This is a genomic window from Catenuloplanes niger, from assembly GCF_031458255.1.
GTDB classification, from domain to species: domain Bacteria; phylum Actinomycetota; class Actinomycetes; order Mycobacteriales; family Micromonosporaceae; genus Catenuloplanes; species Catenuloplanes niger.
In genome coordinates, this window is the sequence record NZ_JAVDYC010000001.1 from 4,831,361 (window position 1) to 4,856,985 (window position 25,625).

22 protein-coding genes are annotated in these 25,625 nt (G+C 72.4%); 14 read left to right on the forward strand and 8 right to left on the reverse strand.

Features of this window, described 5'->3' with window-relative positions:
- Positions 1 to 197: 197 nt before the first annotated feature.
- The 5 genes from flgN to csrA are packed head-to-tail and all read left to right on the forward strand — an operon-like array spanning position 198 to position 3,747.
- Positions 198 to 680, forward strand: a complete 483-nt coding sequence (gene flgN / locus J2S44_RS21430; RefSeq protein ID WP_307242699.1) for a flagellar export chaperone FlgN — start codon at positions 198 to 200, stop codon at positions 678 to 680.
- Entirely contained in the window at positions 680 to 2,062 is a 1,383-nt protein-coding gene (gene flgK, locus J2S44_RS21435) for a flagellar hook-associated protein FlgK (RefSeq protein ID WP_310416814.1), read from the forward strand. The genes flgN and flgK overlap by 1 nt, the downstream gene beginning before the upstream one ends.
- Before the next feature lie 12 nt (positions 2,063 to 2,074).
- The gene (gene flgL, locus J2S44_RS21440; RefSeq protein WP_310416817.1) at positions 2,075 to 2,977 is read left to right on the forward strand and encodes a flagellar hook-associated protein FlgL; all 903 of its coding nucleotides are present in this window, start codon (positions 2,075 to 2,077) and stop codon (positions 2,975 to 2,977) included.
- Between the two features lie 52 nt (positions 2,978 to 3,029).
- A complete protein-coding gene (gene fliW / locus J2S44_RS21445; RefSeq protein WP_310416820.1) occupies positions 3,030 to 3,461 on the forward strand; it encodes a flagellar assembly protein FliW in 432 nt (143 codons plus the stop codon).
- A gap of 52 nt (positions 3,462 to 3,513) precedes the next feature.
- Entirely contained in the window at positions 3,514 to 3,747 is a 234-nt protein-coding gene (gene csrA / locus J2S44_RS21450; RefSeq protein WP_310416822.1) for a carbon storage regulator CsrA, read from the forward strand.
- Positions 3,748 to 3,856: 109 nt separating this feature from the next.
- Here the strand turns inward: csrA and J2S44_RS21455 are convergent, their stop codons facing one another.
- Positions 3,857 to 4,702: a peptidoglycan DD-metalloendopeptidase family protein gene (locus tag J2S44_RS21455; protein ID WP_310416825.1), complete on the reverse strand. Its 846-nt coding sequence runs from the start codon at positions 4,700 to 4,702 to the stop codon at positions 3,857 to 3,859.
- 260 nt (positions 4,703 to 4,962) lie between these two features.
- Here J2S44_RS21455 and J2S44_RS21460 point away from each other — a divergent pair, with 260 nt between their 5' ends.
- The 3 genes from J2S44_RS21460 to J2S44_RS21470 all read left to right on the forward strand — a co-directional run bounded on the left by J2S44_RS21460 (position 4,963) and on the right by J2S44_RS21470 (position 8,574).
- A complete protein-coding gene (locus tag J2S44_RS21460; RefSeq protein ID WP_310416829.1) occupies positions 4,963 to 6,525 on the forward strand; it encodes a methyl-accepting chemotaxis protein in 1,563 nt (520 codons plus the stop codon).
- Positions 6,526 to 6,755: 230 nt separating this feature from the next.
- Entirely contained in the window at positions 6,756 to 7,490 is a 735-nt protein-coding gene (locus J2S44_RS21465) for a hydrolase (RefSeq protein ID WP_310416832.1), read from the forward strand.
- A gap of 106 nt (positions 7,491 to 7,596) precedes the next feature.
- Positions 7,597 to 8,574, forward strand: a complete 978-nt coding sequence (locus tag J2S44_RS21470) for an SRPBCC family protein (RefSeq protein WP_310416835.1) — start codon at positions 7,597 to 7,599, stop codon at positions 8,572 to 8,574.
- Between the two features lie 322 nt (positions 8,575 to 8,896).
- Here J2S44_RS21470 and J2S44_RS21475 read toward each other — a convergent pair whose 3' ends face one another.
- Together J2S44_RS21475 and J2S44_RS21480 are read right to left on the reverse strand one after the other, a co-directional pair.
- Positions 8,897 to 9,298 carry a response regulator gene (locus J2S44_RS21475; protein ID WP_310416838.1) on the reverse strand — a complete coding sequence of 134 codons (402 nt, stop codon included), beginning with the start codon at positions 9,296 to 9,298 and terminating at the stop codon, positions 8,897 to 8,899.
- 123 nt (positions 9,299 to 9,421) lie between these two features.
- Positions 9,422 to 11,005, reverse strand: a complete 1,584-nt coding sequence (locus J2S44_RS21480) for a S8 family serine peptidase (protein WP_310416841.1) — start codon at positions 11,003 to 11,005, stop codon at positions 9,422 to 9,424.
- A 344-nt stretch (positions 11,006 to 11,349) separates the two neighbouring features.
- Here J2S44_RS21480 and J2S44_RS21485 point away from each other — a divergent pair, with 344 nt between their 5' ends.
- The gene (locus J2S44_RS21485) at positions 11,350 to 11,577 is read left to right on the forward strand and encodes a DUF7455 domain-containing protein (protein ID WP_310416844.1); all 228 of its coding nucleotides are present in this window, start codon (positions 11,350 to 11,352) and stop codon (positions 11,575 to 11,577) included.
- A 283-nt stretch (positions 11,578 to 11,860) separates the two neighbouring features.
- On the forward strand, positions 11,861 to 13,996 hold the full coding sequence (locus J2S44_RS21490; protein ID WP_310416847.1) for a sensor histidine kinase: 2,136 nt from the start codon (positions 11,861 to 11,863) through the stop codon (positions 13,994 to 13,996).
- A 121-nt stretch (positions 13,997 to 14,117) separates the two neighbouring features.
- On the opposite strand, the gene J2S44_RS21495 is transcribed toward J2S44_RS21490, so the two are convergent.
- Positions 14,118 to 15,716 (reverse strand): PAS domain S-box protein, encoded by a 1,599-nt coding sequence (locus tag J2S44_RS21495; RefSeq protein WP_310416849.1) that lies wholly within the window; start codon positions 15,714 to 15,716, stop codon positions 14,118 to 14,120.
- Positions 15,717 to 15,894: 178 nt separating this feature from the next.
- On the opposite strand from J2S44_RS21495, the gene J2S44_RS21500 reads away from it, so the two are divergent.
- Both J2S44_RS21500 and J2S44_RS21505 read left to right on the forward strand, forming a co-directional pair.
- Positions 15,895 to 17,445 (forward strand): CBM96 family carbohydrate-binding protein, encoded by a 1,551-nt coding sequence (locus tag J2S44_RS21500; protein ID WP_310416851.1) that lies wholly within the window; start codon positions 15,895 to 15,897, stop codon positions 17,443 to 17,445.
- A 68-nt stretch (positions 17,446 to 17,513) separates the two neighbouring features.
- Entirely contained in the window at positions 17,514 to 19,241 is a 1,728-nt protein-coding gene (locus J2S44_RS21505) for a sensor histidine kinase (RefSeq protein WP_310416854.1), read from the forward strand.
- Positions 19,242 to 19,328: 87 nt separating this feature from the next.
- Here J2S44_RS21505 and J2S44_RS21510 read toward each other — a convergent pair whose 3' ends face one another.
- The 3 genes from J2S44_RS21510 to J2S44_RS21520 are packed head-to-tail and all read right to left on the reverse strand — an operon-like array spanning position 19,329 to position 21,920.
- Entirely contained in the window at positions 19,329 to 20,336 is a 1,008-nt protein-coding gene (locus tag J2S44_RS21510) for a glycosyltransferase (RefSeq protein ID WP_310416857.1), read from the reverse strand.
- A 42-nt stretch (positions 20,337 to 20,378) separates the two neighbouring features.
- Positions 20,379 to 21,158: a class I SAM-dependent methyltransferase gene (locus J2S44_RS21515; protein ID WP_310416860.1), complete on the reverse strand. Its 780-nt coding sequence runs from the start codon at positions 21,156 to 21,158 to the stop codon at positions 20,379 to 20,381.
- Positions 21,159 to 21,920: an SDR family NAD(P)-dependent oxidoreductase gene (locus tag J2S44_RS21520; protein ID WP_310416863.1), complete on the reverse strand. Its 762-nt coding sequence runs from the start codon at positions 21,918 to 21,920 to the stop codon at positions 21,159 to 21,161.
- 115 nt (positions 21,921 to 22,035) lie between these two features.
- Here J2S44_RS21520 and mshA point away from each other — a divergent pair, with 115 nt between their 5' ends.
- Both mshA and J2S44_RS21530 read left to right on the forward strand, forming a co-directional pair.
- Complete coding sequence (gene mshA, locus J2S44_RS21525) at positions 22,036 to 23,427, forward strand: D-inositol-3-phosphate glycosyltransferase (RefSeq protein ID WP_374727883.1); 1,392 nt, start codon at positions 22,036 to 22,038, stop codon at positions 23,425 to 23,427.
- Positions 23,427 to 23,915: a type III secretion system chaperone family protein gene (locus tag J2S44_RS21530; RefSeq protein ID WP_310416866.1), complete on the forward strand. Its 489-nt coding sequence runs from the start codon at positions 23,427 to 23,429 to the stop codon at positions 23,913 to 23,915. Before mshA ends, J2S44_RS21530 begins: the two co-directional genes overlap by 1 nt.
- 172 nt (positions 23,916 to 24,087) lie before the next feature.
- Here the strand turns inward: J2S44_RS21530 and J2S44_RS21535 are convergent, their stop codons facing one another.
- The gene (locus tag J2S44_RS21535) at positions 24,088 to 25,620 is read right to left on the reverse strand and encodes an alpha/beta fold hydrolase (protein ID WP_310416870.1); all 1,533 of its coding nucleotides are present in this window, start codon (positions 25,618 to 25,620) and stop codon (positions 24,088 to 24,090) included.
- Between the last annotated feature and the right edge of the window lie 5 nt (positions 25,621 to 25,625).

Genomic DNA, 25,625 nt, shown 5'->3' on the forward strand with positions numbered 1-25,625 from the left:
TAGGCCCGCGCTCGCGCGAGCTGTTCACCGTGAACAAGAGAAACTCTCTGTTACTCAGGGTGCTGTGTACGTGACTTACGGTTGCCATTTGGTTGCATCCGAGCCGGAATCCTCAGGTCGAAACCCCTCATGGGCGGCCCTGTGCTGCCGACGGGCAAGGACGAACAGGGGACATCGTCCGGCAGGCGGAGGCACGCGTGAGCTTGATCGAACTGTCCAGCGTCCTGTGGCGAACCCGGGAGCTGATGGAGCTGCTGCTCTTCAAGCTCGAAGAGGAGCAGGTACTGCTCGCCTCCGGCCGCTCGCGGTGGCTCGCGCACGCGACCCGCGAGGTCGAGATGGTCCTCGAACAGATGCGGGAGACCGAGGTCATCCGCGCCGCCCACGCACAGGCGGCCGCGGTCGAGCTGGGGCTCTCGCCCGAAGCCAGCCTGGGGGAGATCGCCGACGCGGCGGCCGCGCCGTGGAGTGACCTCCTCCATGAACACCGTAAGTCATTTCTGACGCTGACCGCGGAGATCAGCGGTCTTGCCGCCACCAACCGTGACCTGCTCTCAGCCGGGCAGCGCGCCGCGCGCGAGACCATGATGATCATCGCCGGTTCCGTCGAGACCTACGGCCCGCAGGGGCAGTCCGTATCCGTCGGCCACCGTGCCCGCCTAGTGGATGAGGCGATTTGATGGCGAGTACCTTCTCCGGCATCACCACCGCGCTCAGCTCGCTCTACGCCCAGCGCCGCGCGCTGGACGTGGCGGGCCAGAACATCGCGAACGCGAACACCGAGGGATACACCCGGCAGCGCGTGCAGATGACGTCGGCCAGCGGCAACACCATGCCGACCATGTGGTCCACCTCGGACGGCATCGGCAACGGCGTCGCGATCTCCGACATCCGGCGCACCCGGGACGAGTTCCTGGAGGGGCGCGGGCGCGAGGAGCGCGCGAACATCTCGTACCTGTCGAACCAGAAGCAGCAGTTCGTCACGATCGAGAACACGTTCGCGGAGCCGAGCGACACCGCGCTGCAGCACCAGCTCGGCGAGCTGTGGGGCGCGTTCGGCGACGTCGCGAACAACCCGAACGACCGGGCCATCCGGACCGCGCTGATCCAGCAGGGCAACACCGTGGTCGACGGCGTCCACTCCGCCTACAACGCGCTCGGCGCGCAGTGGAAGGCGAACCGGGACCAGGCCGACGCGCTGGCCACCGAGGTCAACACGCTGGCCAAGAACATCGCGCAGTTGAACACCACGATCCAGCGCGCCACCGCGGCCGGCCTGCCGGTCAACGAGATGGCCGACCAGCGCGACGTGCAGCTGATGAAGCTCTCCGAACTGACCGGCGCGACCGCGTCGATCCAGGCCGACGGCACCGCCGCGGTCTACCTCGGCGGCTCCGGCCTGGTGCAGGGCGTCACCGCCCGGGAGATCCGGATGACCGGCGCGGACCGGCTGCAGAACCAGACCGGCGACCCGGCCAACAGCGTGGCCGTGCGGTGGGCCGACTCCGGCACGCCCGCGCAGGTCGGCGGCACGCTCGCGTCGATCCAGGACACGCTGGTCACCACGATCCCGAAGTACGCGAACCAGCTCGACGGCGTCGCCGCGAACCTGGCGAACACGGTCAACACGCTGCACGCCGGCGGGTACGGCCTGGACGGCGTGACCGGCCGCGCGTTCTTCACCGGCACGACCGCCGAGTCGATCAAGGTGGCGATCGACAACCCGGAGTTCGTGGCGGCGTCCTCGACGGCCGGCACGTTCGACGCCGCGAACGCGGACGCGCTGGCCGACCTGGCGACCACGCCGGGCGGGGCGGGCGAGACGTACGCCGTCATGATCGCGAACCTCGGTGTGGAGGCCCAGTCGGTCGACCGCCGGCAGGCGATCCAGGCCGTGGTCACCCAGGACACGGACGCGGCGCGGGAGTCCTTCGCCGGCGTCAACCTGGACGAGGAGATGACCCAGCTGATCACGTATCAGCGCGGGTACGAGGCGGCGTCCCGGGTGCTCAACGCGGTCGACGAGATGCTCGACGTGCTGATCAACCGCATGGCCGTCTAGGGGGTCTGAACGATGGCGATGCAGCTGAGGGTCACCGACGGGGCCATCACCAACCGGGTGCTGGCCAACCTGCAGGGCAACCTGACCCGGGTCGGCAACCTGCAGGAACAGCTCTCCAGCGGCAAGCAGATCAGCCGCCCGTCCGACTCACCGACCGGCACGGTCTCGGCCATGCAGCTGCGCGGCGAGTCGCGGGCCGTGCAGCAGTACACCCGCAACGCCTCGGACGGCCTGGGTTGGCTCGGTGTCATCGACACGGCGCTGACCAGCTCACTCTCCCAGACCGGCAAGGTTCGGGAGCTGGTGCTGCAGGGCATGTCGGCCGGCACCGCCAGCACCCCGGACGCGCGCGAGGCGCTCGCCGCCGAGGTGGAGAACCTGCGCAAGTCGCTGATCGGCGTCGCGAACACGAAGTACCTGGACCGGCCGGTCTTCGGCGGGACCACGACGGGCGAGCGCGCGTTCGACGGGAACGGCCAGTTCGTCGGCGACACCGGCACCGTGATGCGCACGGTCGGCGACAACTCGAAGGTGCAGGTCGACGCGAACGGCGCCACGGTCTTCGGCGCCAACGGCGCGGACTCGCAGCTGTTCACCGTGCTGGAGTCGATCACCAACAATCTGCGCGGTTCGAACACCGCCGGCCTTGACGCCGATCTTCAGAATCTCGACGTCGCGATTGGTACGATCAAGACAAATCTGGCCGACGTCGGTGCGCGGTACAACCGCATCGAGACCAGCCGCACCGCCGCCGACGACCGGCTGCTGAACGTCAAGAGCAAGCTCTCGGAGATCGAGGACATCGATCTTCCCAACACCATCATGCAGATGCAGTTGCAGCAGACGGCTTACCAGGCGGCGCTGCAGGCGACCGCCAAGGTGATCCAGCCCTCGCTGATGGATTTCCTGCGCTAGCAGAAAGCTCACCATCCACCGAACCGACCACCGAGAACGATCGAGGGAAGCCATGACCGCGCGCACGATCGAGCAAGAGATGGACGCAGACCTGCTGGATCTGCCGATCATCGACCTGGTCTCTCCGATGCCCGGTTTCCCGGACAACCGGCAGTTCGTCCTGGTCCGGCTGGACGAGAACGGACTCCTCTACTCGCTGCGGGCGGTGGACAACGCCGACCTGCGTTTCCTGGTAATGCCTCCGTCGCCGTTCTTCCCGGACTACGCTCCGGAGATCGACGACGAAGCCGCCGAGATGCTCGGCTCCCCGAAGCCCGAGGACCTGATGGTCCTGCTCGTGGTGACGGCCGGTGACACCGCCGCGCACGCCACGGCGAACCTGCTGGCCCCGATCGTCATCGACCGGGGTAACCGCCGGGGCATGCAGACCGTGCTCAGCGGGTCCGGGCTGCCGGTGCGCGCGGAGCTCGCCGTCGCGGGGTGAGTCCCGGGTCCCGCGTCGGTCCGGTGCGTCCAACCATGGAGGGGAAAGCCGCATGCTCGTATTGACCCGGCGCTCCGGAGAGAGCGTGATGGTCGGCGACGACATCGTCATCACCGTGCTGGAGGTGCGGGGCGAGGTGATCCGGCTGGGGATCCGCGCGCCCCGCACCGTACAGGTGCACCGCGAGGAGATCTACCGGGAGCTGCAGACCGCCAACCGGGAGGCCGCGTCCCCGGCGGACAGCGCCGTGGAAGCGCTGGCCGGAGCACTGCGCAAGCCCGACTGAACACTCTGCGTGAACCGTCCGGAAGGGCCGGCCGCCACTCGGCGTCGGCCCTTCCGCCGTGTCCGGGCCCGGTGGCCGGGGCGTCGTCGACACCCCGGCCACCCGGGCGTCACCGCACCGGGACGCCCTTCGCCTTCAGGAACAGGAACGGGTCGACCGCGTTCTCCACCGTCGCCGGGAAGGCGGTGTGCACCTCGAAGTGCAGGTGCGGGCCGGTGGAGTGACCGGACGAGCCGACCTGCCCGATCAGGTCGCCCGCGGTCACGGTCTGGCCGGGCACCACGGACGGACGCCGGAGCAGGTGGCAGTAGCGAGTGGTGACGCCGTCCGCGTCGCGGATCTCCGCGAACCAGCCGCAACCGCTCACGGTCAGGCCGCCGTCGGTGTCACAGGTGCCGATCGAGACCTGGCAGAGCACGCGCATCACCACGCCGGAGTGCGCGGCCCGGACCGGGGTCTCCTTCGCGGCGGCCAGGTCCATGCCGTTGTGCGTGGGACGCTGCGGCGTCCGGAAGGCACTGTTCATCGCGGCCGACACCGGCAGCACCCACGCGGGACCGGCCGCGCCCTCGGTGCTACGGCTCGGGCTCGGCTTCGGCGGGTCGCAGACCGGCAGCTTCGTGGCCGGCCGCTTGATGTACGCGTCGGAGACGTAACCGCCGTCGGAGAGCCGGTCCCACAGGTCGGTGGTGCGTACCGTACCGGTGACCCGGTTGCCCTTGGCCTGGCAGACGATGCTGACCTTGGCGCCCTCCTGAAGCGTCCCGACCCGCTTGGCCGCGGTCTTGGCCGCCTTGCGGACGTTGAGCACGAGCCCGCCGGTGCTGACCGTGCCGGACACCGAGGAGGCTGCCTCCGCGGGGCTCGCGGTCACCGTCGCGAGGCCGCCGACCAGCAGACCGAGTCCGGCGATGGCCGCGGCCGAGGCGCGGCGCCGGATGCGTTTCGTGGGCAAGGCTTCTCCTCCCGCCCCGCCGGGCGGCGGGCACGGGAAGAAGGTTGCCGGGCGTGCCTTGCCGTCCCGGTGCCCGAGAAGTGCGGCCGGGTTGCGGCCGGCACGCACCCGTCCGGCACCACGGAACGACCCCGGTAAATCGCCCTAACCCCCGTTTTCCCCGACGAAGGCGCTGGATTGGCTCATGACGGTTGCCACGCCGCCGATGTGGCCCATGTGCGGAGCCTTGCCTCGGTACCGCCCTCACCTAGGAGGTCGCTTTGGCTGGTCTGGCAGACGTGGGCGTGGGCAAACGCCTCTCCGTCATCGTGGTGTCCGGCGTCGTCGTGGCCGCCTGCGTCACCGGGATCGGCATGTGGTCCCAGGGCAGGCTCGCCGATCAGGCCGAGACGGTACGCGTCTTCGCGCTGACCAAGGCCGCGCTCAACCACCTGGACACCCGCGAGAGCGAGCTGAAGGTGGACGCCTACCGGGCCGCCAACGGCGAGGACACCACCGGCGACGTGACCGACGACGTGCAGTCCGCGCTGGACGCGCTCGCGGCCGCGGAGGGCTGGGACCTGCCCGGCGAGATCGACGACGACATCGACGCGCTGGCCGCCAGCGTCGCGGACTTCAATGCGTTCACCACCCAGTTCGTCACTGACGCGGTGGCGAACCCGGCGAGCGTAGGGGACCGCTACGACCAGATCGCCGAGCAGAACAACGTGGTCGACGACCAGATCGGGGCGATCCACGAGAAGCTCGACGCCGCGATCGAGCAGGAGCAGGCCGACATGGCCGCCACCACCGCCTCGACCCGGCTGTGGATGCTGCTGGTCGCCGGCCTCGGCATGGCCGCGCTGATCGGCTTCGCGATCCCGCTGGTCCGCTCGATCCTGAACCCGGTCCGCCGGGTCGGTGACGTCGTCGACGCGCTCGCCAACGGTGACCTGACGGTCCGTGCCGGGATCTCCTCGCACGACGAGCTGGGCCGGATGGCGCAGGGCCTGGACCGGGCCGTGGACCGGATGCGGCAGGCGATGGAGGCGATGGCCGCGAACGCGAACACGCTCGCCGGCGCGGCCACCGAGCTCTCCGCGACCAGCTCCGAGATCGCCCACGCGGCGCAGGAGACGAACGGGCAGACCTCCGCCGCGTCCGCCGAGGCCGAGGAGATCTCCCGCAACGTGCAGACCGTCGCGGCCGGCGGCGAGGAGATGGGCCTGTCCATCCGGGAGATCTCGCAGAACACCAACGAGGCCGCGCAGATCGCCGGCCAGGCGGTCAGCGAGGCCGCGCTGGCCACCCAGAGCATCGAGCGGCTGGGCGAGTCCAGCGCCGAGATCGGCAACGTGATCAAGCTGATCACCTCGATCGCGGAGCAGACCAACCTGCTGGCGCTGAACGCCACCATCGAGGCCGCGCGCGCCGGCGACGCGGGCAAGGGCTTCGCGGTGGTCGCGTCCGAGGTCAAGGATCTGGCGCAGGAGACCGCGCGGGCCACCGAGGACATCTCCTCCCGGGTCGCCGCGATCCAGTCCGACACCGGCGGCGCGGTCGAGGTGATCAACCGGATCAGCGAGGTCATCGCGAAGATCAACGACTACCAGACGACGATCGCCAGCGCGGTCGAGGAACAGACCGCCACCACCGCGGAGATGTCCCGCAGCATCGCGGAGGTCGCCGCGGGCGCCAGCCGGATCGCAGGCAGCATCTCCGAGGTCGCGCAGGCCGGCACGCACTCCATGGAGGGCGTCAACCAGACCAACCAGGCCAGCCAGGAGGTCGCCCGCACCGCCGAGGAGCTGCGCGCCCTGGTCGGCAGCTTCCGCATCAGTTAGGCGGCTCCGTCTCCGGTCGTCGCTGCGCTCGGGGAAGCCGCCGAAATTCCTGCAGTCTCATCGGGGGGTACGACGCGCGCGTCGTACCCCCCGACCGGTTTTCCACTACCGGACTGCACCTGCGCGATACCCACCGGCACTACACGCCGGGCCGATTGTCATCTCGGGCGGGAGTCGCCCCACCGAAGGCGCCGATCGGCGGCGCCCGGGCGAGACGCAGGGAGCACACCGTGAGCGCAGAGCGCACCGCCGCCGTCGAGGCGACGCCGATGCTTGACCTGTGCGCCGACGCGCACGTCCACACCGGCTTCTCCGCGGGGCGCGACAGCGTCGGCGTGGTGGTGATGGCCGCCGACCGTGCGGGCCTGACCTCGCTCACGTTCGCGGACCAGGCCGGTCCGGACAGCACGTGGCTGCCGGCCTACGGCGACTCGGTCCGGCGCGCCCAGCAGCGCACCGACATCCGGCTCTCGGTCGCGGCGGAGATCGAGATCATCCGGGCGGACGGCTGGCTGGCCTGGCCGCCGGACCTGGGTGGCCTGGACGCCATCTCGGTCTCGCTCAGCCGCCTCCCGCTGGCCGCCGGCCCGGCCACGCCGCAGCAGGTCCGCGGCCTGCTCGCGGCCGGCACGGTACGCCGCGCGGACGTGATCGAACGCGCGGTGGAGGCGACGGTCCGCGGCGTCGAGCGCGCCGCCCGGTACGCGCCGGCCCGCCTGTCCCGCCCGCTGAGCCTGCTCAACCAGATCGGCATCACCGAGGACGAGATCGACGCGCACCTGCTCACCCACCTGGTCGAGGGCTGCCGCGTCACGCACGCCACGGTCGAGGTCAGCGAGGCCTGGCGCACCCCGTCCGCGGCCCTGGTGCGCCGCATGCTCGAGGCCGGCGTGACCGTCTCCGCCGCCTCGGACGCCCGCTACGCCGCCCAGGTCGGCCGCTGGCAGTACATCGCCACGCTCTGACACGGGGTTCTTCGATTCGCGGCTTTTGCTCACTTTGCCTGGCTACGCTCAGGGGAACCGGTCCCCTGCCCGGACCGGGGTGATCTCCTAGTCGTTGGAGGATCCGATGAGCACCGTGAAGCAGGCCATCGAGGTGGGCGCGCCACTGCATGCGGTCTACGAGCAGCTGTCGCACTTCGAGAACTATCCGCAGTTCATGAGCGGGGTCCAGGAAGTCACGCAGCTGTCCAGCACCAAGACCCACTGGATCATGGATCTGGACGGTCAGCGACGGGAGTTCGACGCGCAGATCACCGAGTGCCGCCCGGACGAGCTGGTCGCCTGGCGCGCCACGAACGGGCCCGCGTTCTCGGAGGTCATCACGCTGCGGCCGATGACCGCGGAACGGACCCAGATCATCGCGCAGATGGACGCGGACGTGGCCGCGCTGATGCCCAGCGACCGGCACGCGCAGGACTCGCTGAGCCGCCGGCTGAAGGCGGACCTGACCAGCTTCAAGCGGCTGATGGAGAACGCCGGCTTCGGCCCGCACCAGGCGTCCGGCGTGCCGCTCGCCACCACGATGGGCCGAGCCGGCACGAACGCCGGGATGAACGTGGGGCTGAACAAGACCTACGGTACGAACGAGCCCGGCATCACCACCGCGGGCACGCTCTCCGAGAGTCTGACCAAGCCCACCATCGGCGCCGGATCCGGCATCGGGGCCGGCACGAAGCGCGGCAACCAGCGGTCGGTCGCGCCCAGCCCGGCCATGATGCGCAACCGCCGCCCCGAACCGATCACCCAGCCGGCCGGCCGGATCAGCGCCGCCAAGCCCGCGGAGACCGCCGGCACCACCGAGTCGACGACCACCATCGACACGACCGGCACCGGCAGCGGCACGACCACCACCGGCGCCACCGCCTCCGCGGTCGCGGCCACCGGCCCCTCCACCGCCACGGCCGCGGTCACCGGCGGCACCCGCCGCGCCGGCGAGGGCATCAGCGGCGGCATGGGCGCCGACTCCACCGTCGACCTGGCCGCCGCGGACGCCGCCACCGAGCGCGTCCCCAAGAACAGCCGGCGCACGACCAAGAAGTCCTGACGCCGACGCCACCCACGCGAAAGCCCCGGCCCGCTCCTCGGGCCGGGGCTTCGTGCGTTTCCGCCCGGCGCGCTCCGCCGCTCACCCGGACATCTCGGCTGGCCACCCGCCCGCCTTTGCTCTGCTTACCTACCGAAATCGGGCAGATTCGAGCCGGCCACGCCACGCGGCGTCACCGGCTCCGCTCTGCTTACCTCGCCGCCGCGCGGCTGCGCCGCCACGACCCGCGCGGCTGCGCCGCCACGACCGCGCGTGCGCGTCACGTCCGTTTTCGCCCGGGTAAGCAGAGCAAAAGCGGGCGGAAGGCTAGGCGGGCGGAAGACTAGGCGGGCGGGTCGTCGTGCAGGGCGGCGTTGACGGCGTCGATCAGGGCGCTGGTGGTGAACGGCTTCTGCAGCAGCCGGGCGTGCTCGTCGACCATGCCCTTGTCCACCGCGACCTCCTTGGGGAGGCCGGAGACGTAGATGACGCGGAGCCCGGGGCGCATCGCCGAGGCCTGCTCCGCGACCTCGCGCCCGGTGACACCGGGCATGCTGAGGTCCGTCACGAGCAGGTCGATCCCGCCGTCGTGGTCGCGGCAGGCGACGATCGCGCCGTCGGCGTCGCCGGCGGTGAGCGCGGTGAAGCCCTTGCGCTCCAGCATGCGGCGCATGATGTCGCGCAGGTCCTCCTCGTCGTCGACGACGAGCACCGTGGGCGGCGGCGACTGCAGGTCCTGCACCATCGCACCCTCCTCCGACCGTACCGAAAGATAAGGCTATATCCGTTTTCTGGGTTTTTCCCGGAAACGCGAAAGGCCCCGCCGTCCCGGACGGGACGGCGGGGCTCTCACCGGGGTGACGCGGGGTCAGACCGTGAGGGTCCAGGAGTCGAGCAGGCCGGTCCGGCCCTGCGCGTCCTTGACCGTCAGCGTCCAGGTGCCGTTCTTCAGCGCGCTCGAGGCGTCGAAGTTCCAGACGGCGTTCAGGTTGCCGGTGCCGGTGGACGGCTTCAGGTTCCAGATCTTCCCGTTCGGGGAGGTGAGCTGGACCCGCAGGTCGCCACGGACCGCCTGGCGGACGGACACCTGCACGCTGGTCCGCGCCGAGGCCGTGGTGGACGCCGGGCCGCAGTTCGCGACGGTCAGCGCCGAGGTCGCGGGCAGCGCCACGTCGGTGAGCGACTCGACCCGGTTGCAGTTCGCGGTCGCCGGGGTGACCGGCGTCTGCACGGCCAGCGGCGCGGTGGCCGTGCCGGTGTAGAGCAGCCGGTTCGGCGAGCCGTTCGCGCCGGACACCCGGCCGGTGGTGGCCGCGCCGGTCAGCGCGTCACGCACCTGCTGCGGGGTGGCCAGCGGGTTCGCGCCCAGCACCAGCGCGGCCGCGCCGGCCACGTGCGGCGCCGCCATCGAGGTGCCGCTCATCGTGGCGGTGGCGGTGTCGCCGGACCGGGCCGCCGACAGGATCCGCGCGCCGGGCGCGAAGAGGTCCAGGCAGCTGCCCCAGTTCGAGAACGACGCGCGGGCGTCGACGCTGTCCGAGGCGCCGACCGTGATGCCGGCCGGGAGCCGGGCCGGGGAGGAACCGCAGGCGTCCCGGTTGTCGTTGCCGGCGGCCAGCACGTACGTCACGCCCGAGTTGATCGAGCGCTGCACCGCGTCGTCCAGCGACGCCGAGGCCGAGCCGCCGAGGCTCATGTTCACCACGGCCGGCTTCGCCGCGTTGCGGGTGACCCAGTCGACGCCCGCGATGATCTGCGAGTAGCTGCCGCTGCCGTCGCAGCCGAGCACCCGCACGGACACCAGCTTGACGTCCTTGGCGACGCCGTACGCGGTGCCGCCGACCGTACCGGCGACGTGGGTGCCGTGGCCCTGGCAGTCGTCCGCGACCGCGTCGTTGTCGACGAAGTCCCAGCCGTGCCTGGCCCGGCCGCCGAAGTCCTGGTGGCTGATCCGCACGCCGGTGTCCAGCACGTACGCGGTCACGTTCGACGCGGACGGGGAGGTGTAGCTCCGGCTGAGCGGCAGGGTGCGCTGGTCGATGCGGTCCAGGCCCCAGGTCGGGTTGCTCTGCGTGCCGCTCATCGTGACGCGGCGGTCCTGCTCGACGAACTTGACGGCGGGGTCGGCCGCGAGGCGCCGCGCCGCGGTCCGGGACATCTCGGTGGTGAAGCCGCGCACGGCCGAGGTGAACGACGCGCGGACCTTGCCGCCGTACCGCTTCGCCAGGTCGCCCGCCACGTTCGCGGATCGGCCGGTCGCCGCGGTGTCCCGCAGGACCACGATGTAGCTGTCCTTGATCGCGCCCGGCGCCCCGTCCTGGAGGACGGCGCCGGTGGCCGGTGCGGCGGCCTGGGCCACGCCCACGCCGGTCAGCGCGACGAACGCGGCGGCGGTGGCGGAGGCGATGGCGAGACCGGTGGTACGCCGGCCGGTGCGGTGAAACGCGGTCATGAACTCCCTTTCCTCTGCCGGGGCCCTGCTGGCCGCCGACCTGAACCAGATTCGGCGGCCGGGGTCGCGGCCGGGGACCCACGGGGTTGCGCTCCGGTAGCGCGTCGACGAGCCGGTGACAAGACCCCGCGCGGGTACGTTGTGGCGCCGTTGAGCTGGGGGTATGAGGTTCAAGGTGTGGCGAGCGTCGCAAATGAGGCCCCCGGTAGCGGTAACCCGGGGTAGCGGCTTGGTTAGGAGCCGGGTGCCGCGCTAAAACGGGTGGAACGGAGACCGATGTTGACCTCGTCCGGGCCACAAGGCCGCGCCGACGCATCGTTCGACCGACCAAGGAGGCCAACGCCATGAACGCACTGCTGAACCCCACCCAGGTGGAGATCGTCAACACCGTCACCGAGCGCTGCGACAGCTGCGGGGCGGCTGCGAAGCTGGGCGTGCGCCTCTCCGGGGGCGGTGAGCTCTCGTTCTGCGGCCACCACGCGAACCGGCACGCCGGCGAGATCGCCAAGATGGCGAACCGGGTGCTCGTCGAGGCCGGGTTCGCCTGGACCGGCTCGTCCCGCACCGCCTGACCGCCGCACAGACCGCGTAGAAAGCGCACCGAGCCCACCCGGGCTCTGTGCGCTTTCTTGCATAAGGGCGAGCATTTGCCTGATAGGCTCCTTTAGGCCCTATATAGGCGTGGATGCCCGGGCTGCGGCATGGCCCAGGAGCCGCCTGGCCGCCGTCGCGAACACCCCAGATACGACGCCGGTATCCGGGCCCACGGCGCACAGCCAGACGACACCTGGACCTCGCCTTGCTCCGGGCCCCACACCGATACAGGGCCGGTCCGTTCATGAGGAGCTTTCGGCCGTGGACATCCCGCAGTACGGGCGCCGACTCCACGGCGCGTTCGCCATCGGTGCCGGCGTCGCCGTCGCCTCCCTCGGCATGGTCACGCTGCTGACCTGGGGAGACGGCTCCTCGGCCGGGGACCTCTTCGGTCCCGGTACGCCCGCGCCGCTGGTCGCGGTGGCGCTCGCCACGGCCGGCTGCGGCCTGATCGCGCTGGCCCCCGGCCGCCCGCAGCCGCAGGCCCGGCTGGCCGGGCGGTTCCTCGGGCTGATCACCGTGCTGGCCGGTGCCACCGGGCTGATCGCCCGCCTGTTCGGGCCGGGGCGCATCGGACCGGTCGCGCTCGACTTCCTGGGCATCCACGACGCGCCGCTCGGCCGCACGTCGACCACCACCGCGCTGACGCTGATGCTGGTCGGAGCCGCGCTGATCACGCTGGACCGCCGGGCCGCACCGCGCACGCCGCGGCCGGACCCGGCCGGCACCGAGACCACGATCATCAGCGGTACGGTCACCGCGGCGGACCCGGCCGTACCGGCGCTCTCCCCGGAGACCGCGGTCGCGGACCAGCGGCGCGGCGGGGGAGACCGGCGGGCCGTCGGCGGCGACCGGCGGGCGGGCGGCGACCGGCGCGCCGGCGACCGGCGTGGCCTCGGCGCGGAGACCGCGGGCGCGGCCGACCTGCTCGGGCTCGGCGCCGCCACGATTGCGGTGGTGGCGCTGGTGGTGCAGATCTTCGGCCAGGCGTACCGGGAGGGTGCCGGCACCGGCGCCGCCACGGTCATGTCGCCGATCACCGCGCTCGCCGTGCTCGCGCTCTGCCTCGGCCTGCTGGTTGCGCGCCCGCAGCGCGGCCCGCTCGCGGCACTGACCGGCACCAGCCGCGGTGCCTCGGTCGGCCGCCGGCTCGCGTTCGCGCTGGTGCTGCTGCCGGTGGTGGCCGGCCTGCTGGCGATCGCGGCGGTCTACGCGGGCGTGGACCGCCCGGCCACCGCGATCACCGGCGCCGCGATCCTGGCCACGCTCGCGCTGCTGGTGGTGCTGGCCCGGCTGGTGCGCGAGCTGAACGTCTCCGACCGCGTGCAGCAGCAGCTGGTCGACGCGCTGGAGGAGCGCCGCGAGTTCACCGAGACACTGCTGCAGTCGATCAACGAGGGCGTGGTGGTGCTCGACCGGGACCACCGCGTGCTGGACGTGAACCGGCACTGGTGCGAGCTGACCGGCCGGACCCCGCGCGAGGCGATCGGCCACCTCCCGCCGTACCCGTGGGATCCGCCCCTGGAGGTCGCGGAGCGACCCGGCGGCGACACCGTGCTGCGCCGCCCGAACGGGGAGGACGTGCCGGTCCTGGCGTCGATGGCGGCGCTGCCCGGCCCGGGCGGACCGCGCGCGTACGTGGTGACCTACGTCGACATCACCGGGCGGAAGCGCACCGAGGAGGCGGTTGCCGCGCACGCCGCGGAGACCGAGACCACCAACGCGGAGCTGGTCGAGGCGAACCAGCGGCTGGAGCGCGCGGTCGAGTTCAAGTCCGATCTGATGTCGATGGTGTCGCACGAGCTGGCCCAGCCGCTGAGCTCGATCGCCAGCCTCGCGGAGCTGCTCACGGTCGACTGGAACGACCTCGAGGACGACATCCGCCTGGAGCTCAGCACGAAGATCGACAAGAACACCCGGCGGCTGATCGGCATGATGAACGACCTGACGCTGCTGTTCCGCCTGGACGCCGGCAAGGTCACCGCGCGCCGCACCCCGGTGCCGGTGCGGGACGTGGCCGAGTCCGCGATCAGCAACCTGCCACCCACGGCGCCACCGGTGCGGGTCGAGGTGGAACCGGACCTGGCCGCGCTCGCCGACCGCGGTCACCTCTGGCAGATACTGCTCAACATACTCAGCAACGCGGTGAAGTACGGCCGGGCGCCGATCGCGCTGACCGGGCGCCGCGAGGGCGACCAGCTGGTCATCGAGATCAGCGACCACGGCCCCGGCGTCCCCGACCACCTCGTGCCGACACTCTTCGACCGCTTCATGCGCGGCGCCGGCCTCGGCCTGTTCATCGTCCGTCACCTGGCCGAGGCGAACGGCGGCACGGTCCGTTACCAGCCGGTCGAGCCGCACGGCGCGCTCTTCATCCTGACCATCGAGGCCGCCTGACAGACCTCCGGGCCGCCGTTTGCTCTGCTTACCATCGCAAAGCGCGCATACCGCGCACGCCGCGGCGCCCTTTTCTCCCGTTCTGCGAAGGTAAGCAGAGCAAAGGCGCGCGGGAGCGGGGTCAGTCGTCGAGGACGGAGCGGACGGACTGGAGGAGCCCGCGCTCGGAGAACGGCTTGGCGACCAGCGTGACGTCGTCACCCAGCGTGCCGTTCTCGGTGAGGACCGGGCGGGCGTAGCCGGACATGAACAGCACCCGGGTGTCCGGCCGCAGCGCGGTGACCCGCTCCGCGACCTCCTTGCCCAGCATCTTCGGCATGATGACGTCGCTGAGCAGCAGGTGGATCGGCCCGTCGTGGTGGCGCACCAGGTCCAGCGCGCGATCGCCGCCGGGCGCGGTGAGCACCCGGTACCCGTTCCGGGTGAGGATGCGGTGGGTGACGTCGCGCATCGCGTCCTCGTCCTCGACCACCAGCACGGTCTCGCCGCCGCCGGCCGCGACCTCGGGCAGCGTCGAGGTCTGCTGCTCCACGACCGGCAGCGCCTCCTCGCTGGCCGGGACGAGCGCGCTGATCGTGGTGCCGACGTCCGGCTCCGAGTAGATGCTGACCTGCCCGCCGGTCTGCGCGATCGTGCCGTACACCGTGGCCAGGCCGAGCCCGGTCGCCTCGCCCTTCGGCTTGGTGGTGAAGAACGGCTCGAACGCGCGGTCCGCGACCTCCTTCGGCATGCCCCCGCCGGTGTCGCTGACCTGCAACCGCACGTACGAGCCGGGGTGCAGCCCGGGCCGGCCGGCCAGGTAGCTCTCGTCCACCGTCACGTTGTCGGTGCCGATGGTCAGGCTGCCGCCGCCGGGCATCGCGTCCCGCGCGTTGACCGCGAGGTTGACCAGCACCTGGGTGAGCTGACCCGGATCCGCGCGGATCGGCCACAGGTCGGCGGCGAGCGCGGTCTCCAGCCGCACGTGTTCGCCGATCGTGCGCTGCAGCAGCGCCTCCACCTCACGTACCACCGTGTTGAGGTTGAGCACCCGCGGCTTGACCACCTCGCGCCGGCCGAACGCGAGCAGCTGGTGGGTGAGCGAGATGGCGCGTTCCGCGGCGCGCTGGATCTGGTTGATGTCCTTCAGCACCGGATCCCAGCGGTCCGGGTCGCCGGTCGCGGCGTCGCCGACCTCCTCCGCGATGAACGCGATGTAGTTGAGCACCACCGCGAGCAGGTTGTTGAAGTCGTGCGCGACGCCGCCGGCCAGCTGGCCGAGGCTCTCCAACCGCTGTGACTGCTGCAGCCGGGCCTCGAGCCGCTCCCGCTCCGCGATCGCGGTCAGGCGTTCCCGTTCGGCCTGCGCCTCCAGCCGGTCGCTGACGTCCCGGATCGCGGCGGCGATCAACAGCCCCTCGGGGGTACGGATCGCGGACAGCGAGATCTCGGCCGGGAACTCGGACCCGTCCCGCCGGCGTGCGGCCAGCGTGCCGGAGCCCATCGGCCGCGGCCGGGCGGCCTGCATGTACTCCTGCCGGTGCGAGGGGTGCGCGTCCCGTGCCGCCGCCGGGACCAGCATCTCCACGGTCCGGCCGACCAGCTCGTCCCGCCGGTAACCGAGGAGGCGCTCGGCCTGCGCGTTGATCAGCGTGATCCGGCCGTCCTCGGCCACTACGACGATCGCGTCCGGCGCCGCCTCGAGCAGCCCCTGCGCGTAATCGGTGGACCAGTCCTGCACAACGACTCCGGGCTTCCGACGAAAAACCCCCTTGATCCGTGAATTCTCCCATAAATCGGGCGGCTCGGATGCGCAACCGGCTCGCACCGTCACGGGTCCGGGACCTGCTACGGGCGCGGCCGAATCTAGTTCCTGTCAGGCGGTGAGCCGCAGGGGCGGCCGACGGAAGGGTGACACATTGCGCAGGACTCAGGGAGTCTTCGGGACGCTGCTGGCGGGCTCGCTGGCGGTCGGTGCAATCGCGGGCGCGCCCGCGCAGGCGGCCACGACCACCACGACGCAGCTGTCGGTCTCCGCCTCGGACGACGCCTACACGTCCTCCGCCCGCAAGAGCCTGACCACCGGCTCGGAGACGAAGCTGGTCGCCGGCACGGTCGCCGGTGACCGCAAGGTCTCCTACCTGAAGTTCACCACCGGCAAGGCCGCGACCGGCGCGAAGCTGGCGCTGGCGCTGGACGGCGCACCGGCCGGCAGCACGCTGACCGTCACCCGGGTGCTCACCAGCTCGTGGGCCGAGTCCACGCTGACCTCGACGAACGCCCCGGCGCTGGGCACCACCACGGTGTCCGCGAAGCTGGCCGCCGGCCAGCGGGAGGTCGTCCTCGACCTCGGCGCCCAGATCACGGCGGCCGGCACCTACTCGTTCGCGATCAGCTCCAGCTCCACCACCGCGGCCACCCGGATCCACTCCACCGAGCACGGCACCGCGGGCCTGCGCCCGGCGCTGCGGCTGACCGTGGCCGGCGCGGCCACCCCGGCCCCGGCGACCCCGGCCGCCCCGGTGTCCGGCTGCACCACCGGCGCGAAGCTGGTCCCGACCTGCGGCGTGCTGTGGGGTGCGGCGGCCGGCGGCTTCACCTCGACCCCGCGGGACACCGCGCTGAAGCAGTGGGAGGCCGCGACCGGCCGTACCGCCGCGATCTACCACACGTACCACAAGGGCAACGAGCTGTTCCCGACCAAGGCCGAGCTCGCCATGACGCAGGACGCCGCGAAGCCGCGCACGCTGCTGCTGAACTGGAAGGTCGCGTACGGCGACACCTGGGCCGGGGTGAAGGCGGGCAAGCAGGACAAGCGCATCGACCGCTGGGCCGCGTACGTCAAGGCGAACGTCAAGAAGCCGTTCTTCCTGGCGCTGCACCACGAGCCGGAGAACGACGTCAACACCAACCCGGAGTCGGGCATGACCGCCAAGGACTACGCCGGCATGTATCGGCACGTGATCCAGCGGCTGCGCGCGAACGGCGTCACCAACGCGATCAACGTGGTCGCCTACATGGGCAACGAGACCTACCTGGCCAAGTCCTGGTGGCCGGACCTGTACCCGGGCGACGACGTCGTGGACTGGATCGGCCTGGACTCGTACCTGAACGCGGAGAAGGGCTACCACCACGGCGACTTCAACAACCTGCTCGACCGCGGCCCGGTCGCCGGCACGAACAAGCTCGGCTTCTACGGCTGGGCGACCACGAAGCACGCCGGTAAGCCGATCATGGTCGCCGAGTGGGGCGTCTACCACAGCCTGAAGCGCACCGCGGACAAGGGCGCGGTCTTCGACACCGTGCTGAACCAGCTCAAGGCGCGCCCGGCGGTCAAGGCGATGGTCTACTTCGACTGCCCGGCCGACGACACCGGCGACCGGAACATCGCGGTCACCAGCAGCGCGTCCGCGCTGGCCGCGTTCAAGAAGATCGCGGCTGACCCGATCTTCAACGTCTCGCTCAAGTAGGACCCCCCGATGGAAGGGCCGCCCGGGAAACATCCCGGGCGGCCCTTTCTGTTGCTTAATCTGGTGTAATGCCGAGATTGCAGCGCAGCGTCGCCGCGCTCGCCGCCGGTGTCGCCGCGCTCGGCATCCTGGCCACCGTCTCGCTCTGCGGCGCGCTGAACGGCCTGGCCGACCGCAACCAGCGGCAGGCGCTCGACCGCCGGGTCGACCTGGTCCGGGCCGGTGTCTCCGCCGAGGCCGCCCGGTACGTCGACGCGCTCACCGACGTCGCCACCGCGCTCGGCGCCCAGACCGACCTGACCGCGGAGGACTTCACCCGGATCAGCGCCGCGCTGTCCACCCGCCGGCTGCCCGCGCTCACCGCGGTCTCCGTGCTGGTCGCCGTGGACACCGCGGCGGTGCCGGCCACCCAGGCGTACTGGCGGGCGCAGGGCGCGACCGGGCTGACGCTGCGCCCCGACCCGGCCGAGGACGAGCACGTGTTCGCGGTGCTCACCCGCGACTTCGACGGCCGCCCGCAGATGATCGGCCCGGACCTGGCCAAGCGCGCCGAACTGCGCGGTGCGCTGCGGCAGTCCGCGAACACCGGCGCGGCCGCGATCAGCCGGACGTACGTGCTGGCCCGCGACGAGAACCTGCCGGCCGCCCGGCGTCAGCTGTCGTTCGTGGTCGCGGTGCCGTTCTACCGGCCGACCGCGGACCGGGTCAGCGGCTGGGCGGTGCTGGGCCTGCGCGGTGGCACGTTCCTCGCCGCGGCCATGCGCAACAGCGCGCTGAGCATGATCGAGGTGGAGCTGCTGGACTCGTCCGCGGAGGGCATCCGCACGCCGGTCGCGACCTGGCCGGCCGGCGAGGAGCACGGCGACGGCGACCTCACCCGTACCGTCTCCGTCGGCGTCGCGCAGCGGACCTGGCAGTTGACCGTGAAACCGACCGGCACGCTGGCCGAGGGCGAAGCACCCTGGCTGGTGCCGGCGTCCGCGCTGACCGGGACCGTGATCACGGCGCTGGTGGTGGGCATCATCGGCATCCTCGGCACGTCCCGCGGGCGCGCGCTGGGCCGGGTCGCGGCCGCCACGGCGGCGCTGCAGGCGGACATCGCGCGCCGCGAGGAGACCGAACGGCAGCTCCGCCGCACCGAGGGCGAGCTGCGCGGCTTCCTGGCCATGGCCGGGCACGACCTGAAGGCGCCGCTGGCCTCGGTGGCCGGTCACGTGGACTTGCTCCGCGACGCACCGGACCGGGACACCGGCGACGCGGACTGGCGGGCCGTGGAACGCGGACTGGCCCGGATGAACCGGCTGATCGACGACCTGCTCGCGTACGCCACCGCGGACGCGGCGCCGCTCGACCCACGGCCGGTCGACCTGGGCGCGCTGGCCACCGACGTCGCGGCGGACCAGGACACGGCCGACCACGCCACGGTACGGATCGGCGCGCTGCCCACCGTGCTGGCCGACCCCGGCATGCTGCGGCACGTGCTGGAGAACCTGGTCGGGAACGCGGTCAAGTACACCCGGCCCGGCGAGACCCCGCAGATCGAGATCGTCTCCGTACCGGCCGGTGCCCGCACCCGGATCGAGGTCGCGGACCACGGGATCGGCGTGCCGGAGGTGGACCGGGCCCGGGTCTTCGACGCGTTCCACCGCTCGCCGAACGGCGCCGACCGGCCCGGGACCGGACTCGGCCTGGCCATCTGCCAGCGGATCGTGGAACGGCACGGCGGCGAGATCGGCGTGGAGTCGAACGCGGGTGGCGGCAGCCGGTTCTGGTTCACGCTGCCCGGCGGCGGCTAGCCGGCGCTCCCGGCGGCACGCACACGGCCGGCCGGACCGAGGTCAGCGCGGCCGGCCGGCCGGACCGAGGTCGGCGCCGCCAGCCGGTCAGACCGAGGTCAGCTTCGCCTGGAGCTCGGCGACCAGCACCTTCATCTCGGTGAGCGCGGCCGGGCCGTGCCGGCGCCCGGCCGTGTCCACCACCCGGCCGACGTTGCTCAGCAGGCGCGCGGCCTCGTCGACCTCGCCGAGCTGGGCCAGGGCCTGTGCGGCGAGCCAGTCGCAGTACGAGGACTCCGCGCCGGCCGCGCGCAGGTCCTCGACCAGCACCAGCGCGACCTCGTCCATCCCCTCGGCCAGCATCAGCTGCGCCAGCTGGTCGGTGCCCTGCAGCCGCTCCCGGGTGCGCGGGAACAGCTCGCGCAGCAACTCCAGCGTGTCCACCGCGTCCTGCCGGTGCCCGGCGACGATGCAGCTGCGCCCGAGGTCGAGCAGCGTGCGGGCGATCCGGTCCCGGTTGCCCGCCGGGTCCGCGGCCAGGTCGTCCAGCTGCACCCGGCCGAGCAGCACGTTGCGCAGCGCCTTGGCCTCACGGCGGTCCGCGGTCGCGTAGCCGGCGTGCACGATCCGGGCCACGTCGCGGGGGAGCGCGGCGAGCCGCAGCGTGCCGTCGCGCGCGGTGATCTGTTCGTGGATCCGCCTGGTCCACGTCGTGCGGTCCGGGCGGAACAGCCGCGCCGCCCGGAACGTGACGGCACTGTCCTGCCGGTCGCTGTCGATCTCCAGCGTGGCCGCGTCCGCGTCCGTGCCGGCGAGCAGCTCGCGCAGCCGGCCGGCGTTCGCCACGACGTGCTCGTCCGCGTCCACGGAGAGCACCCAGTCCGCGGTCCAGCCGTGCAGCGCCGCGTTGCGCGCGTCCGCGAAATGGTCGGTCCAGGGCCCGGTGGTGACGCACGCGCCGGCCCGCGTGGCGACCTCCGGGCTGCCGTCGGTGGAGCCGGTGTCGTGCACGTGGATCTCGTCGACCACGCCGTGCAGCGAGTCCAGGCAGCGGGACAGCAGCTCCGCCTCGTCGCGCACGATGATCGCGGCGGCCAGCTTGAGGTTCGCGCTCACCACCGGCCGATCGGCCGTACCGACGCGGTCCTGAGGTTTTTGCTACCTCGCGGCAACCGAATCCCAACCGATCGTCAACTCGCCCAGGCGCCAGCGGCGGGGGCCGTCCCGCACCGGCCAGCCCGCGTCCGCGACCGCCCGGACCGCCCGCACCCAGCGCTGGCGGGGGCCGAAGACCGCGAACGGCGCCGCGTCCCGCCAGCCGTCGTCCAGCGCGCGGATCAGCGCGTGCACGTTCTCGCCCGGCACGTTGCGGTGGATCAGCGCCTTCGGCAGCCGTTCCGCGAGCGTGGCCGGCGTGTCCAGGTTCGCCAGCCGGGCCGCGAGCGTGAGCGTGCGCGGGCCGGCCGCGTCCAGCGCGATCCAGGCGGCCAGCCGGCCCGGCTCGTCGCAGGTGCCCTCGACCAGCACACCGCCGGGTGCCAGCCGGGCGGTGATCAGCGCCCAGGCGGCCGCGACCTCGGACTCCGGGTACTGCCGGAGCACGTTGAACGCGCGGACCACGACCGGCCGCAACCCGGCCAGCTCGAACCCGCCGCGCCGGAACTCCAGCCACGGCGGGTCCGCGGCCGGCTGCGCGGCCGCCACCCGGGCCGGGTCGATCTCCAGGCCGGTCACCCGCACGTCCGGGCGCACCCGGCGGGCCAGCCGGGCGCGCAGCTCCACGGCGGTGACCGGGGTGGCGCCGTAACCGAGGTCGACGACGAGCGGGTCGGCCGCGTCCCGGAGCAGATCGCCGTACCGGTCCGCGATCCAGTTGTCCACCCGGCGCAGCCGGTTGGGATTCGTGGTCCCGCGGGTGACGACGCCCTGCACCCTCATCTAGCCGGTCCGGTGCACCTTGTGCTGTGCGGCCTGGGCGAGCGGGCGGACCACGAGCCGGTCCACGTTCACGTGGTGCGGGCGGGTGGCGACCCAGGAGACGCAGTCCGCGATGTCCTCGGCCAGCAGCGGCTCGGCCACGCCCCGGTAGACCGCCTCCGCGCGCGCGACGTCACCGTCGAACCGGGTCAGCGCGAACTCCTCCGTCTTCACCATGCCCGGGTCGATCTCGATCACCCGGATCGGGCGCCCGTTCAGCTCCAGGCGCAGCGTGCCGGTCAGCGCGGTCTGGGCGTGCTTGGCCGCGGCGTAACCGCCACCGCCCTCGTACGGCGTGAACGCGGCGGTGGAGCCGATCACGACGATCGTCCCGGCGCCGGACGCCTCCAACGCGGGCAGCAGCGCCTGCGTGACGCGCAGCGTGCCGAGCACGTTCGTGTCGAACATCCGCTGCCAGTCCGCGACCGGGCCGCTCTCCACCGGGTCCAGCCCGAGCGCGCCGCCGGCGTTGTTGACCAGCAGCGTCACCGGCCCGGGAACGGCGTCGGCCAGCGCACGCACGGACGCGTCGTCGGTGACGTCGGCGGCGACCGCGGTGGCCCGGTCACCGGCCGCCTCGATCTCCGCGACCAGCGCGGTGAGGCGCTCGGCGCGCCGCGCGGTGGCGATCACGTGGAAGCCGTCGGCCGCGAGCCGGCGGGCGCTGGCCGCGCCGATGCCGCTGGAGGCGCCGGTGACGACGGCGATGGGGGTATCAGTCACCCCTCGATCCTGCCGTACGCGCCGGAACCGCCCGTGACGCCGGGGGCACGCGGAGGAATGAGTTGGATCACGTGCGGCTGCGGGAGTGCATGTCCGGCGAAAATCTGCGGGGAAGATGGGTCGGCGCGGCGTGGTTGGAAACCACGGCGTAAAAATCGCAACAATTGATCCGCTGGAGGCGACCGTGTCAGTGGCTCGGCAGCGAACGGCCTGGCCAACACCCCGGCGGATTGCGACGCTCTCCGTGCACACCTCGCCGCTCGACCAACCGGGCAGCGGTGATGCCGGCGGCATGAACGTCTATATCGTCGAGGTCGCCCGCCGCCTGGCCGAGCTGGGCGTCGAGGTGGAGATCTTCACCCGGGCCACCCGCGGCGGGCTGCCGCCGGTGGTCGAGATGAGCCCCGGTGTGCTGGTCCGGCACGTGACCGCCGGCCCGTACGAGGGCCTGGCCAAGGAGGAACTGCCGGCTCAGCTGTGCGCGTTCACCAACGGCGTGCTGCGCGCGGAGGCGTCCCGGGCGCCCGGCCACTACGACGTGATCCACTCCCACTACTGGCTCTCCGGCCAGGTCGGCTGGCTCGCCAAGGACCGCTGGGGTGTGCCGCTGGTGCACACCGCGCACACGCTCGCCAAGGTCAAGAACGCGCAGCTCGCGGTCGGTGACCGCCCGGAGCCGAAGGCGCGGGTGATCGGCGAGGAGCAGGTGGTGGCCGAGTCCGACCGGCTGGTCGCGAACACGCTCGCCGAGGCCGAGGACCTGACCCGGCTGTACGGCGCGGACCCGTCCCGGGTGGCGATCGTCGAGCCGGGCGTGGACCTGGACCGGTTCCGTCCCGCGCCGGCCGGCCGCGCCGAGGCCGACCGGCTCGCCGCCCGCCGCCTGCTCGACCTGCCGGAACGCGGCCGGATCGTCACGTTCGTCGGCCGGATCCAGCCGCTCAAGGCGCCGGACGTGCTGGTCCGCGCGGCCGCGGAGCTGGAGTCCCGGGACGGCCTGACCGTGGTGATCTGCGGTGGCCCGAGCGGCAGTGGGCTGGACCGGCCGACCGCGCTGATCGAGCTGGCCCACCGGCTCGGCATCGCGGACTCGGTGCGGTTCATGCCACCGCAGGCCGGTCCCGGGCTGCCCGCGCTCTACCGGGCGTCGGACCTGGTCGCGGTGCCGTCGCACAACGAGTCGTTCGGGCTGGTCGCGCTGGAGGCCCAGGCGTGCGGCACGCCGGTGGTGGCCGCGAACGTGGGCGGGCTGAGCCGCGCGGTCGCGGACGGCGTGAGCGGCGTGCTGGTCGACGGGCACTCGTCCGCGGAGTGGGCCCGCGCGCTCGGCGGGCTGCTGGCCGAGCCGGGCCGGCTGCGCGAACTGTCCCTGGGCGCGGTGCAGCACGCCCGCCAGTTCTCCTGGCAGCGCACTGCGGCCGGGTTGCTGGACGTCTACCGTGGTGCGGTGACCGCGCACCGCCGGCGGATCACGGCGGAGCTGGCCGGGGCCTACGGAGGGGCATGATGACGGATGTCGCACGGCTGATCGAGGACGTCTGCGCGGAGCGGGAGCTGCCCTGCGAGCCGACCGGTGACCGGTCGTTCGCGGTGACGCTGCCCGGCACGCACAAGCTCAAGACCGTCTGCAACCTGATCGTCGGCGAGCACTCGCTGCGGATCGAGGCGTTCGTGATGCGCCGCCCGGACGAGAACGCGGAGGCGCTCTGGGCCTGGCTGCTGCGCCGCAACGCGCGCCTCTACGGCGTCGCGTTCTCCATCGACGCGGCCGGCGACGTCTACCTGACCGGCCGGGTCGCGCTGACCGGTCTGGACGCCGACGAGCTGGACCGGCTGCTCGGCTCCGTCCTGACGTACGCGGACGAGTCGTTCGACCAGATGCTGGAGATCGGGTTCGGCAGCTCGATCAAGCGCGAGTGGGAGTGGCGGGTGAAGCGCGGCGAGTCGCTGGCGAACCTGCAGGCGTTCGCGCACCTGTTCCCCGAGCAGCGTTGACGGACATCACGTCATGTGATCGTTCGAACAGGTGTTTGCCATTGTGTCAAGATCCGCTTCGCAACTACCGTCGGACGGGCGGTATGTGGGGGAATCGGTGCCCGGGGGGACACCGAGCCGGCGGCGGCCAACGGGCGGGCCTGTGGGGGCAGGCCCGCCCGTCGCCGCCGGTTCAGCCCACCGCGGGGAACGGCGCCACGTCCTGCGCGCACCGGGTCCCGGCCGGCGGCACCGCCCCCTCGACCAGGTAGCGGGCGTACCAGCCGGTCACGCACGCACTGTCGCCGCTGGCGTGGCCGAAACCGTCCAGCGTGAGCAGCCGGGCGTTGCCGAGCTGCCGGGTCATCCGGACCGCGAAGTCGTAGCGGGTGGCCGGGTCGAACGTCGGGTTGACCACCAGCACGGTCCGCGCGGTCCGGCGGTCCCACGGCCCGGCGTACCGCTCCTCGATCCGCGGCCAGTTCGCGCAGCCGACCTCGCTGAACGCCTCGGCCCGCCCGAACGTCCGGTGCGCGGCCTCGAACGCGGCCGCGAAGCCCGGGTAGCGCGCCGGGTCCCGGGGCAGTGGCGCGTCCGCGCAGTTCACCGCGAAGAACGCGTCGTTGCTGTTGAACGCGTAGGCGTCGGCGAGCCCACCGCGCGGCGGAAGAGCCTCCAGGGCCATCGGCGGTACGCCCGCGGCGCGCCCGGCCGTGCCGGAGAGCCCCTCGTGCAGCGCCTGCAGCGTGGCCGCCGCGTCCGGGAACGCGCGCACGTCGTAGAGCACGCTGCTGATGAACCCGGTCAGGTCGTCGATGGTCACGGTGCCGAACGGTGGCACGTCGGCCGGCCCCTGGCGCAGCCGCTCACGCATCGCGTCGAACTTCGCCCGCGCGCCACCGGCGAACGCGCACGCCGGCCCGGCCGCGTCGCAGGCCCGCAGGAAACCGTCCAGCGCGACCTCGAACCCGCCGGCCCGGTCGAACTTGTTGGCCAGCCGCCGGTTCGCCCGCTGGTCCGGGTCGACGTTGCCGTCCAGGATCACGGCGCGCACCCGCTGCGGGAACAGGTTCACGTACGTCGCGCCGATCATCGTGCCGTACGAGTAGCCGACGTAGGTCAGCCGCTCGTCGCCGACGGCGCGCCGCAGCAGATCGAGGTCCTTGGCCACGTTCAGCGTGCTCATGTGCGGCAGCAGCGCGCCCATGTTCCGCTTGCAGGCCTCGGTGTACTCGTGGTTCGCGCGCAGCGTCGAGGAGATCTGCTCCGCGGTCAGCGGCACCCCGCTCATCCGGGACAGCAGCGCGGCCGCCTCCTCGTCGGTGGCGAAGCACTGGACCGGGTCGCTGGCGCCGATGCCGCGCGGGTCGAAGCCGACCACGTCGAACCGGGCCAGCACCTCCGGCGGCAGGAGCAGGTCCGCGACCGCGGCCAGGAACCGGCCGGCGCCGCCGGGCCCGCCGGGATTGACGAACAGCGTGCCGATCCGCCGGTCCGGGTCGGTGGCCGGGCGCCGGGCGAGCGCGATCGTGGTGGTCCCGCCGCGCGGCCGGTCATGGTCGAGCGGCACCTCGTAACCGGTGCAGTCGAGCCCGAGCAGGTCCTCCTCGGTGCAGGGAGCCCAGGCGAGCGTGGGCGCGGCGACGGCCGCACCCGGGGTGAGAGCCACCGCGGCGAGCACGGCGGCCGCCACGACGGAGCGCAGTGAAGCGAGGCGAAGCGTCATGGTCG